Source organism: Tenacibaculum soleae (assembly GCF_030549005.1).
GTDB classification, from domain to species: domain Bacteria; phylum Bacteroidota; class Bacteroidia; order Flavobacteriales; family Flavobacteriaceae; genus Polaribacter; species Polaribacter soleae.
Genome location: NZ_JAUOSW010000005.1, coordinates 256,770 through 268,700, shown reverse-complemented (window position 1 = coordinate 268,700; position 11,931 = coordinate 256,770). Strand labels below are relative to the sequence as shown.

Sequence of the window (11,931 nt, the reverse complement as noted above, 5' to 3'; positions counted from 1 at the left end):
AATTTAAAAAGCTATTTTTGTCGCCACTAATTTTTAAGCAATTATGGCTACATACAAAAAAAGAGGTTACAAACCTAAAAAAGAAAAGTTTGCACAAGAAGTTGAAGAAAATTTTGACGAGTCGCAAAGTACTACTGCTGAAGTATTTAACACTTTAGATGATACAGCGAATAAATCAGAGCAATGGATTGAAAATAACAGCAAGCCATTATTTTATGGTTTAGTTACTATTGCTGCTTTAATTTTAGGTTATTTGGCATACACTAGTTTTGTTTTAGAGCCAAATGAAAAAGAAGCTTCAAACGAATTAGCTTACCCAAGAACTTTTTTTGCTAAAGCAAGTACTTCTGCTGGAGTTGCAGCTGATTCTTTATATAATTTAGGATTAACTGGAGGTGATGGAAAATACGGATTTACGGATATTGCTGATGAGTTTAGCGGAACTAAAGCTGGGAATTTAGCCAATTACTATGCAGGTATTTCTTACTTAAAAATGAAAAAATACGAAGAAGCAATTGAATATTTAAGTGCTTTTAATTCTGATGATGAATTACTAGGACCAACTGCTTTAGGTGCTATTGGTGATGCTTTTGCAGACATCAATCAACCAGAAGATGCTTTAACATACTATGAAAAAGCCGCTAATAAAAAAGACAACGAATTTACAGCTCCTTTATTTTTATTCAAAGCAGGTCAAATTGCAATGAATTTAAAAAACTATAGCAAAGCTGAAAAATTATTTTCAACCATTAAAGAAAAATATGCTACTACTGATCAAGGTAGAGATATCGAAAAATATATCAATAGCGCAAAATACGCTCAATAATGGCTACAACAAATTTATCTTATTACGATAAAGCTTCAATCCCAAATGCGAAATCTTTTCGATTTGGGATTGTTGTTTCTGAATGGAATCCTGAAATTACAGGCAACCTACACAAAGGTGCTATTGAAGCTCTTTTAGATTGTGGAACGCAAAAAGAAAACATTGTTTCTTGGGAGGTACCAGGAAGTTTTGAATTAGTATACGGCTGTAAAAAAATGATAGAATCACAAAAAGTTGATGCTATTATTGCCATCGGAAATGTAATTCAAGGAGAAACAAAACATTTTGATTTTGTTTGTGAAGGTGTTACACAAGGAATTGTAGATTTAAATATTAAATACGATGTTCCGGTAATTTTCTGTGTTTTAACAGATAACACCAAGCAGCAATCAATAGACAGATCTGGCGGTAAATTAGGTAACAAAGGTATTGAATGTGCCATAGCCGCTATTAAAATGGCTGCCATTAAAAACACAGATAAACCTTCTGGTTCTTTAGGGTTTTAAAACATTTACAAAACTAATACAATATCAAAGCATCAAAGTGTTATACATTTTGATGCTTTTTTAACTTTAATTTAGTTATAATTTTTGACCACTTATTGATAATTCAGTAACTTTGAATTTCGTCTTATTTTGGTGTGATTTTTGTAGCACTACAGTATTATAAAAGCTATATTTTATGGGATTTATTAAAAGAGAAAATAAAAAATTTGATTACAAACCTACCTACTATAAAGGAGAAGGAAACCCGTATCAAGTAAAACATAAATTCGACGAATTTCGTACAACAGTAGGTAAAACCAAAGGTTTAAAAGGAAAATTTAATGCAGCTTTAGATGAATTTAAAGCTTCAGAAAATGGTGGTTTTAATAAAACAATTGTTATTTTAATTGCTTTTTTCGTGTTTTTATTTTTAGTTTTTATCGACTTTGATCTTTCTATATTTTTACCTAAAAACAACTAATGTCAGATATTATACAATTGCTACCTGATCATGTGGCAAATCAAATAGCCGCAGGCGAAGTAGTACAACGCCCTGCTTCTGTAGTAAAAGAATTGGTTGAAAACTCTATTGATGCCGGAGCAACCTCTATCAAACTCCTATTAAAAGATGCTGGTAAAACCTTAATTCAAGTAATTGATGATGGTAAAGGTATGAGTGGCACCGACGCCCGTTTAAGTTTTGAACGCCACGCTACTTCAAAAATTAAAGATGCTCAAGATCTATTTAACTTAAATACCAAAGGTTTTCGTGGTGAAGCCTTAGCTTCTATTGCAGCTATTGCACATGTTGAGTTAAAAACAAAACAAGAAAATGAAGAACTTGGTACACAAATAAAAATAGAAGGAAGTAAAATTGTTTGTCAGGATGCCATTTCAACATCAAAAGGAACTAGTATTGCTGTTAAAAATTTATTTTATAATATTCCTGCACGACGAAATTTTTTAAAATCAGACACAATTGAAACTCGTCATATTGTTGATGAATTTCAACGAGTAGCTTTAGCACATCCTAATATTTCGTTTTTACTACATCATAATAACACCGAAGTTTATCATTTAAAAAAAAGTAATTTACGCAAACGTATTGTAGCTATTTTTGGGGCCAAAATGAATGAAAAATTAGTTCCTATTGCTGAACAAACTGATATTATTACGATAAACGGATTTACCGCTAAACCAGAGTTTGCAAAGAAAAAACGTGGCGAACAGTACTTTTTTGTAAACAATCGTTTTATAAAAAGTTCGTACTTAAATCATGCAGTAGTAAATGCTTTTGAAGGATTACTTGAAAACGGATCACATCCTTCTTACTTTTTATACCTTGAAGTTCCGCCAAGTAGTATTGACATAAACATACATCCCACAAAAACGGAAATTAAATTTGATAATGAAAAAGCTTTATATGCAATATTACGGGCAACTGTTAAACATAGTTTAGGGCAGTACAATGTAGCACCTGTATTAGATTTTAATCGTGATGCAACGCTTGACACACCTTATGATTATAGCAAAAAAGAAACTTTATCGTCTCCTTCTGTTCCTCCGATTACTGTAGATCCTACATTTAATCCTTTTAAAACTGAAACAAGTTTCGAATCAAAATCAAATAATGCTGGTAAATCAAGTTCGGTAAGTTATCAATCTAACCTTAAAAAAGATACTGGTAATTGGGAAGCTTTATATACAAATACCGAATCGTTTGAATCTACAAAACAAGAACAACTTTTTGAAAGTCAACAAGAAACTGAAACAGGCAAAACCTTTCAAATTCAACGAAAATATTTATTAAGTTCAATTAAATCAGGAGTTGTGTTAATAAATCAATCGTTAGCACATCAGCGTATTTTGTACGAAGAATTTTTAGAAAACATCACCGTAAAAGAAGCTAGTAGTCAACAACTATTATTTCCGGTAAGCATTTCTTTTTCTAAAGCAGATATTGAAATGATTTACACCATAAAATCAGACTTAGAAAGCGCTGGTTTTATGTTTGATGAATTTACTAAAGAAAGTGTTGTTATTGGTGGAATACCAACTTCAATTATCGAAAGTCAAATTACCTTAATTTTAGAACAACTTTTAGACGACATTAAATTAGAAGTACCAGATACAAGTTTTAGTCATTTTGATGTAATGGCAAAATCTTTTGCAAAATCATTAGCCATAAAAACCGGAACCGTACTTGCCGTTAAAGAACAAGAAAACTTAGTGGATGATTTATTTTCTTGTAAAGAACCTAATACATCACCTTTTGGAAAACCAACATTTAAAACTTTGGCATTAAACGAAATTGACGCTATTTTTAATAAATAAAAAATAAAACTATGCCTAAATTAACAAACGCTATAAAACATCTGATAATCATTAACGTGATTATGTACTTTGCACCGCAGTTATTAAAATTAGACCTTACCAACATTTTTGCATTACATTATCCACAAAACGAACATTTTGGTGTGTGGCAGTATGCCACCCATACTTTTATGCATGGAAGCACAATGCATTTAATTTTTAACATGTATGCTTTATGGGCATTTGGTACACCTTTAGAGCAAATGTGGGGCAGAAATAAGTTTTTATTTTTTTATTTTTCGGCAGGTATCGGTGCAGGGCTTATTTATACTTTGGTAAATTATTATCAATTTAACGGAATTTATGAGCAAATAGCTGCACTAGGAATTTCACCTTCAGAAATACAAAACATTTTAAATACAGGGCAATACAACGATACTTTAATAACACTTTCTAACAAAACAATGAGTGAGTTTTACAGTCTGTATCACACGCCTGCTGTTGGAGCTTCAGGGGCTGTTTATGGTATTTTAGTTGCCTTTGGGTTAGCTTTTCCAAATGCAAAATTGGCTTTAATTTTTTTCCCCGTACCTGTTGCTGCAAAATACTTTATCCCTTTAATGATTTTTGGTGATTTATTTTTTGGCGTAACAAAGTACTCTATTGGAAATGTAGCACATTTTGCACATATTGGAGGTGCTATTATCGGTTTTATTATTGCTTGGTATTGGAAAAAAAATCAGTTTAAAACTCTTTAATTTAGTATCTTTAGTTTCTGTTAAGAAAAAGAAAATTTAAATGAACATTTTAGAAAACTTAAAATATCGATTTAAAAACGCTGGTATTGTAGAACAATTAATTTATGTAAACCTTGCTGTTTTTTTACTCGTTTTTATTAGCAACACTTTTGGTTTTTTATTTCAAGCCAACACTAATTTATTTGTTGAATGGTTTTCTTTACCTGCCAGTTTTAATGATTTTTTATCAAAACCGTGGACAATTATTACTTATGGTTTTTTACACACCAGTTTTTTACATATTCTTTTAAATTTAATTGCCTTATTTTATATTGGGCATTTATTTAAACAATATTTTACCGCTAAACAACTCCTTAATTTTTATCTTTTAGGAACGCTTTTTGGAGGAATTATTTTTATTACTAGTTATAATTTTTTTCCTGCATTACAGCGCGTTGCAGACAATAGTGTTTTGTTAGGGGCCTCTGCCGGAATTTCGGCAATTTTTATAGGAATTGCTACTTACATTCCTAATTACGAATTAAAATTTCCACTAATTGGTTATGTAAAACTTTATGTTTTAGCTTGTGTTTGGATTGCCGTTGATATTATTCAAATACCAGCTGGTAATGCTGGTGGCCATCTTGCTCACATTGGCGGTGCACTTTTTGGTTTTTTATATGTGGTTAAGACTAGTAATAAAGAATTGGAAATTTTAAAACCTTTAAAAAAGTTTTTTGAAAAGAAAGAAAAACCTTTAAAAACAGTATATAAATCAGGAAAAAAAACAAAGAATACCACCTCTAAAAAATCAGAAAATCAACAAGAAATAGATGCTATTTTAGACAAAATAAGTAAATCTGGTTATGATACGTTAACTAAAACCGAAAAAGATTTCTTATTTAAACAAGGTAGATAAATAAATGAAAAAATATTCGATCATACATAAGTTATTATTCTTTATCAATTCAGTTTTCGCAACTGTTTTGTTACTATCTTATATTTTACCGCTTATATCGCCAAAAACAATTCCTGCTGTTGCTGTTTTTAGTTTATTTGTACCACTACTTGTAGTTTTAAATACTATTTTTTTTGTGTATTGGCTACTTAAGCTTCATAAAAATGCCTTACTATCACTACTTGTATTGGCAATTGGATGGTTTAGCACTCCACCACTTATCAAATTTTCAGGTAAAGAAATTATCTTAAATAAAGATTTAAAAATAATGAGCTACAATGTTCGCTTATTTAATCATTATAAACACATAGAAGATATTACTACTGAACAAAAAATATATGAATTTATTAATGATGAAAACCCTGACATTATTGCTATGCAAGAGTTTTATCAGTCGAATTTATTAAACATAAAACTTCCTTACAAGTATATTAAAACTAAAACCAAAGCTAATAAATTCGGGCTCGCCATTTATTCAAAACACCCAATAGTAAATTCAGGTTCATTAAACTTTAAAAACAGTGCTAACAACACCATTTTTGTAGATATTGTTAAAAATAAAGATACCATACGCGTATACAATGTACATTTAGAATCTTTAAAAATAAATCCTGAAAAAGTAAATTTTGGTGAACAAGATTCTGAACGTCTATTTAAACGCTTAGCAAATGGTTTTGAAAAGCAAGTAAGCCAAACTGAACTTATTTTACAACACGAATATTCATGGAAAGGGAAAAAAATTATGTGTGGTGATTTTAATAACACGGCATATTCATGGGTTTATAAAAAACTTTCTAAAAACAAAAAAGATGCTTTTTTACAAGCTGGTACTGGCTCAGGAAAATCTTTTAGGTATATTTACCCAATGCGTATTGATTTTATTTTTAGCGATGCAAAAGCAATTATAAACCAATATAAAACATACGACAATATTAAATTATCAGATCATTATCCTATAATGACACGTTTACATTGGAAGTAATCTGTATATTACAAATTCAAACAATCAACTATGAAACATTTTGATGTGGCAATTATTGGTAGTGGACCATCAGGTGCTTCTACCGCATTTCATTTAGCCAAAAACGGAATATCAACCGTATTAATAGAAAAAGAAACATTACCCAGGTACAAAACCTGTGGAGGCGGATTTGTTTTTAGAGGTAGAAAAGATTTACCTTTTGATATTTCTTCTGTTGTTGAAAGAGAATTTAATACAATAGATATATACTTAGGCGAAAAATTACATTTTCAAACACATAGAGAAGATCCTACTGTTACCATGATTATGAGAGATTCTTTTGATCACCTAATTGTAGATAAAGCAAAAGACCTTGGTGTTACTTTATTAGAAAATCATAAATTAAATAAATTACATTTTTCTGATGATAAAATTAATTTAGAAACATCTCAAGGAAACTTAACTGCAAATTTTGTAATTGCTGCAGATGGTGCTTTAAGTCCTACCGCTAAAATGGCTGGTTGGAAAGAAGACACAAGAAAACTAATCCCTGCTTTAGAGTATGAAGTAGAAGTTTCTGAAGATGATTTTAATCGCTTAAAAAATGAAGTTCGATTTGATATTGATGCCATACCTTATGGCTATGCTTGGAGTTTTCCTAAAAAAAATCATTTATCAATAGGTGTTGCGTCAGCAAGAAGAACAAAGATAAATTTAAAGAAATTTTACAAAGAGTACATGGAAACACTTAAAATTACTAACGTAATTAGTGAATCGCAACATGGCTTTCAAATACCAGTATCACCCAGAACTGATGGCTTTGTAAAAAACAATGTTTTTTTAATTGGAGATGCTGCTGGTTTTGCTGATCCTATTACTGCTGAAGGTATTTCAAATGCTATTTATAGTGGTAAACTAGCTGCTGAAGCAATAATTGAAAGCCAATTAAACTCTAAAGATGCTGAAAAATTATATCTTAATAAATTAGATGAAAAATTACTACCAGAACTAAATACTGGCTTGTGGCTTTCTAAATGGTTTTATGAACAAAAAACAATCCGTAATTTATTATTAAAAAAATATGGACAACGATTTAGTGAAGCAATGGCTGATGTTTTTCACGGTAAACGTTCTTACCCTAAAGACATTAAACAAACCATTAAAAATAAGATAAAATCGTTAGTTTCTTAATCGATAGTAAATAAAAAGACACCATATAAATAGTTTAAATGGTGTCTTTTTTTTATGATTAATTTTAATCTTTTTTAACTCTTTTTAAATTCAATAAATCAATTGGGTTAATCCCTAATCCTTGAATGTTTTTTTGACTAAAACGTATTACTTCATCATAATATAATGGAACAATTGGAGCCTCTTGAATAATGATACTATCCATTTTTTGATACAATTGATAGCGTTTTTCAACATTAATTTCTTTTATAGATTGCTCATATAAATCATCAAACATATCATTTTTAAAATGTGTATAGTTTGGTCCATTGGGAGTAAAATTTTTACTATAAAATAACGACACATAATTTTCTGCATCAGGATAATCAGCAATCCAACTCGCTCTAAAAATTGGCAATTTCCCACTCGACTTTCCTTGTCTTAAAGTTGATGGTGGAATTACATCTACTTTTGTTTGCAAGCCAACATTTTGTAATTCTCGCTGAATAAATTCACATAAATCTAAATAATTTCCGTTGGTCGTAATCGTAATTTCTGGGTTCTTATCCCCTGTTTCCTTTACATATCTGGCAACTAGCGCTGTTGCTTTTTCTGGTTGATATGAATATCCTTTTTGATTATTAAACGATGGTAAACCTTTTGGTATAAATCCGCTTGTGGCTGGTGTACCAATTCCGTTTCTTAAAAATTTAATCATTTTTTTTCGATCAAATCCGTAATTTATTGCCTGTCTAATTAATTTTGATTTTGTTGGATACTCATTTTCGTTATCTAAATAAATCCCTAAATATTCAGTATTTAAATACGCTCCAGTTTCCATCTTAATTTTACCTACGTATTTATCTTTTAAGGTTCCGTTTGTATTTAAAATATCATCTTTATAAGAAGCGTCTAAGCTTTTCATAAAATCAATATTCCCTTGAATAAACTGTAAAAATTCACTTTGCTTATCTGGTAAAAAAGTAATGGCAACAGCTTCTAAATAAGGTAATTTATTTCCTTTGATATCTTTTTCATAAAACAACGGATTTTTACGCAATACCAACTTCGTGTTTTCTACCCATAATTTAAATTTAAAAGGCCCTGTACCAATTGGGTTTGCTCTAAAATTATTCCCAAAAAATTCAATTGCCTCTTTAGGAACTACCGAACAATATTTCATTGCCAACAGCCCTAAAAAAGGAGGAAATGGTTGTTTCAAATTGATGGTAAAAAGTGAATCACTTACTGCTTTAAAATTTGCTACATTTTGTAAAACCCAACCACCAGGAGAAGCTACATTTTTAGCTAACAATCTATTAAATGAATATTCAAAATCATAAGCAATAACATTTCTTGTCGAATCTTTTCCAAACAGCGAATGTTTATGAAACTTCACATCTTTTCTTAAAGGAAACTTATATGTTTTTCCATCCTCAGAAATTGTCCAACTTTTAGCTATATCTGGTTGTACATGTAAACTATCATCTAACTGCACTAAACCATTAAACAACTGATTTACCGCCCAAATATTTCGTTGATCTTTTGCAAAAGCAGGGTCTAAAGAGGTTATATTTGAATGCTCATTGTAACGAAAAACTTGCGAGTCGGTAAATTTATTTTTTTTCTTAGTACATGAGTATAAACCGAAGAAAACAACCAATAAAACAAGTATGCTACTTTTTATTCCGCTTATTTTTATAGTATGATTTATTTGCAATGTATATAGTTTTAGAAATCTCGGCATATATAACAGAAGCTTCTTTATTTGTAATATTAATTTCTTTTTGCAAGTCTATTTCTTGCTCGTTTTTTACACGCTCTTTTATTTGTTGAATTTCATTTACTGTGAAAACAAAATCAACATACGATGTTTCTCTTGCGGGTCTTTTAAACTTAATATTGGCACTTTTATCCCAAACTACATAATCATTTCCTAAAATATTCATCAGTTGAATCATAAAAATAGGATCGGTAGCTGAAAATAAACTTCCACCAAATACAGAGCCTACATAGTTTTTATTTTTATAACTAATAGGAATTTTAACTTTTACGTTAAACAAATCCTCTGATACTTCAATAATTTTACCGGTAGATCTTCGATACATTGGCGAAACATTAAATCCATATTTAAAAATAGTACTTTGCTTTAAAAAACTACTTAAAATCTTTGATATTGCTGCGTACATTTAGTTGTCTTTATTTTTCAAATCCATACTCACGCTCAACTTTACAAATTCGAAGTTGGTATTTTTTATACCATTTTTCGCGTCCTAAGTTCCTTGCTTCAATATGCAATAAATTGTTTTTCCATAGAGTGATAGATTCCAAACTTCTCCAATAAGAGACCGTAATTCCTACATCCGATCGAGCTGATTCAATCCCTAAATACCCTTCTTGTTGTTTTGCTAAAGCTTCCATGCTGTTAGCCATATCAGTATATCCTGATAAATCGTCAGTTAAAATAGTGGTAAAAATAACTGCGTAATAAGGTGGTGTTAATCCGTCTTCTATCATAAAAATAATTCGTATTTGGTTTCTGGCAAGCCGATATCTTCGCTTATAAACTTTTTTACTTCTGTAAAATTAAATCGTTTTAATATTTTAGCAGAAGCTATATTTTTATCAACCACATAGCCTACAATTTTTTTCATCCCTACGAGTTTACAATAAGAAATTAAGCCTTCACAAATTTCAGTAGCATATCCATTTCCCCAATAATTTTCAATAAATCGGTAGCCTATTTCATCATCAATAGTATCTTTTACTAAAGCTACAGTTCCTATAAAGTTTTTATCCAATTTTCGCTCAATTGCATAAATCCAAAAATCATTTTTAGGTTTATAATACTTTTCTATCAACTCTTTAAGTTCTACTTTACATGCAGCCATTGTTTTCACATTTCCTGTTGCATATTGCAAAACCTTCGGGTTGCTTTCTAAATTAAAAAAATCATTTACGTCTGTTAATTTTAGTTTTCTAACAAGTAAATTTTTGGTTTCAAAAATCATGATTATTATCGTATTTTTGCAGTTGATAAATACTGTTTTAACAGATTTATAAAAATATACCATACGAACTTCTAAAAAATTAAAGACTTACACAAGCCTTTTGCTTTTTATTAAGGATATTAAAAGAATGAATGTAGATAAAAAAGTAGCTTTTTACACTTTAGGATGTAAATTAAATTTCTCTGAAACCTCAACCATTGCTCGTAATTTTGTGAATGAAGGTTTTAAACGGGTTGAATTTGATGAAAAAGCAGCTATCTATGTAATTAACACTTGTTCGGTTACTGATAATGCTGATAAACGTTTTAAATCGATTGTAAAATCTGCTTTAAAACAAAATGAGGATGCTTTTATTATTGGCGTAGGTTGTTATGCACAATTAAAGCCTGAAGAATTAGCTAATGTTGATGGAGTTGATTTAGTTTTAGGTGCTACCGAAAAATTTAACGTTACTAGTTATATCAACGATTTAACTAAAAATGATATTGGTGAGGTACATTCGTGCGAAATTGAAGAAGCAGACTCTTATGTTGGCGCTTATTCAATTGGCGATCGTACTCGCGCTTTCTTAAAAGTTCAAGATGGTTGCGATTATAAATGTACCTATTGTACAATTCCGTTAGCACGAGGGATTTCAAGGTCTGACACCTTAGATAATGTTTTAAAAAATGCCAAAGAAATATCAGCAAAAGGAATTAAAGAAATCGTTTTAACCGGCGTAAATATTGGTGATTATGGTAAAGGAGAGTTTGGTAATAAAAAACACGAACATACTTTTTTAGAATTAGTTAAAGAACTTGACAAAGTTGATGGAATTCATCGTTTACGAATTTCATCTATCGAACCTAATTTATTAAAAGATGAAACGATTGATTTTGTATCAAAGTCTAACACTTTTGTGCCTCATTTTCATATTCCGTTGCAATCTGGTAGTGATGAGTTATTAAAAAAAATGAAGCGTCGTTACCTAACACAAACCTATACAAACAGGGTTACTAAAATAAAAGAAGTAATGCCAAATGCTTGTATTGGGGTTGATGTAATTGTTGGTTTTCCTGGCGAAACAGATGAGTTGTTTTTAGAAACTTACAACTATTTAAACGAAATGGATATTTCGTATTTACATGTTTTTACTTACTCTGAAAGGCCCAATACAGAAGCTGTTGATATGGATGGTGTAGTTGCTAAAAAAGTGCGTGCAAAACGAAGCAAAATGTTACGCGGATTATCTGTTAAAAAACGTAGAGCTTTTTATGAAACGCAAATAGGAAATACTTTAACAGTACTTTTTGAAAGCGAAAATAAAGAAGGTTATATTCACGGATTTACTCAAAACTACGTAAAAGTGAAAACACCGTGGAATCCTGAATTAGTAAATACGTTACATACAATTACATTAACCGAAATTGATGAAGATGGTATTGTTCGTTTTAACTTTGTTAAAGACCAAGTTATTGCTTAAATTGTGGA

At 30.2% G+C, this 11,931-nt stretch carries 13 protein-coding genes; 9 read left to right on the top strand and 4 right to left on the bottom strand.

What is annotated here, in order from left to right; genetic code table 11:
- Nucleotides 1-43 precede the first annotated feature (43 nt).
- The 8 genes from Q4586_RS09470 to Q4586_RS09435 all read left to right on the top strand — a co-directional run bounded on the left by Q4586_RS09470 (nucleotide 44) and on the right by Q4586_RS09435 (nucleotide 7,471).
- Nucleotides 44-826 carry a tetratricopeptide repeat protein gene (locus Q4586_RS09470; protein WP_068703573.1) on the top strand — a complete coding sequence of 261 codons (783 nt, stop codon included), beginning with the start codon at nucleotides 44-46 and terminating at the stop codon, nucleotides 824-826.
- Nucleotides 826-1,332 (top strand): 6,7-dimethyl-8-ribityllumazine synthase, encoded by a 507-nt coding sequence (gene ribH / locus Q4586_RS09465; RefSeq protein WP_068703571.1) that lies wholly within the window; start codon nucleotides 826-828, stop codon nucleotides 1,330-1,332. Before Q4586_RS09470 ends, ribH begins: the two co-directional genes overlap by 1 nt.
- A gap of 175 nt (nucleotides 1,333-1,507) precedes the next feature.
- Entirely contained in the window at nucleotides 1,508-1,792 is a 285-nt protein-coding gene (locus Q4586_RS09460; protein ID WP_303528618.1) for a riboflavin synthase subunit beta, read from the top strand.
- The gene (gene mutL, locus Q4586_RS09455; protein WP_068703567.1) at nucleotides 1,792-3,645 is read left to right on the top strand and encodes a DNA mismatch repair endonuclease MutL; all 1,854 of its coding nucleotides are present in this window, start codon (nucleotides 1,792-1,794) and stop codon (nucleotides 3,643-3,645) included. Before Q4586_RS09460 ends, mutL begins: the two co-directional genes overlap by 1 nt.
- Nucleotides 3,646-3,656: 11 nt before the next feature.
- On the top strand, nucleotides 3,657-4,382 hold the full coding sequence (locus tag Q4586_RS09450; protein WP_303528614.1) for a rhomboid family intramembrane serine protease: 726 nt from the start codon (nucleotides 3,657-3,659) through the stop codon (nucleotides 4,380-4,382).
- A 40-nt stretch (nucleotides 4,383-4,422) separates the two neighbouring features.
- Entirely contained in the window at nucleotides 4,423-5,280 is an 858-nt protein-coding gene (locus Q4586_RS09445) for a rhomboid family intramembrane serine protease (RefSeq protein ID WP_303528612.1), read from the top strand.
- A 4-nt stretch (nucleotides 5,281-5,284) separates the two neighbouring features.
- On the top strand, nucleotides 5,285-6,301 hold the full coding sequence (locus Q4586_RS09440) for an endonuclease/exonuclease/phosphatase family protein (RefSeq protein ID WP_068703561.1): 1,017 nt from the start codon (nucleotides 5,285-5,287) through the stop codon (nucleotides 6,299-6,301).
- A gap of 30 nt (nucleotides 6,302-6,331) precedes the next feature.
- Nucleotides 6,332-7,471 (top strand): geranylgeranyl reductase family protein, encoded by a 1,140-nt coding sequence (locus Q4586_RS09435; protein WP_303528609.1) that lies wholly within the window; start codon nucleotides 6,332-6,334, stop codon nucleotides 7,469-7,471.
- Nucleotides 7,472-7,535: 64 nt separating this feature from the next.
- Here the strand turns inward: Q4586_RS09435 and Q4586_RS09430 are convergent, their stop codons facing one another.
- The 4 genes from Q4586_RS09430 to Q4586_RS09415 are packed head-to-tail and all read right to left on the bottom strand — an operon-like array spanning nucleotide 7,536 to nucleotide 10,461.
- Nucleotides 7,536-9,170 carry an ABC transporter substrate-binding protein gene (locus Q4586_RS09430; protein WP_303528607.1) on the bottom strand — a complete coding sequence of 545 codons (1,635 nt, stop codon included), beginning with the start codon at nucleotides 9,168-9,170 and terminating at the stop codon, nucleotides 7,536-7,538.
- Nucleotides 9,127-9,639 carry a PaaI family thioesterase gene (locus Q4586_RS09425; protein ID WP_303528606.1) on the bottom strand — a complete coding sequence of 171 codons (513 nt, stop codon included), beginning with the start codon at nucleotides 9,637-9,639 and terminating at the stop codon, nucleotides 9,127-9,129. Before Q4586_RS09425 ends, Q4586_RS09430 begins: the two co-directional genes overlap by 44 nt.
- A gap of 10 nt (nucleotides 9,640-9,649) precedes the next feature.
- The gene (locus Q4586_RS09420) at nucleotides 9,650-9,967 is read right to left on the bottom strand and encodes an antibiotic biosynthesis monooxygenase family protein (protein WP_068703555.1); all 318 of its coding nucleotides are present in this window, start codon (nucleotides 9,965-9,967) and stop codon (nucleotides 9,650-9,652) included.
- Nucleotides 9,964-10,461, bottom strand: a complete 498-nt coding sequence (locus Q4586_RS09415; RefSeq protein ID WP_303528603.1) for a GNAT family N-acetyltransferase — start codon at nucleotides 10,459-10,461, stop codon at nucleotides 9,964-9,966. Before Q4586_RS09415 ends, Q4586_RS09420 begins: the two co-directional genes overlap by 4 nt.
- 127 nt (nucleotides 10,462-10,588) lie before the next feature.
- On the opposite strand from Q4586_RS09415, the gene mtaB reads away from it, so the two are divergent.
- Nucleotides 10,589-11,923, top strand: coding sequence for a tRNA (N(6)-L-threonylcarbamoyladenosine(37)-C(2))-methylthiotransferase MtaB (mtaB, locus tag Q4586_RS09410; RefSeq protein WP_303528601.1), 1,335 nt, complete (start codon nucleotides 10,589-10,591; stop codon nucleotides 11,921-11,923).
- Nucleotides 11,924-11,931: the final 8 nt, after the last annotated feature.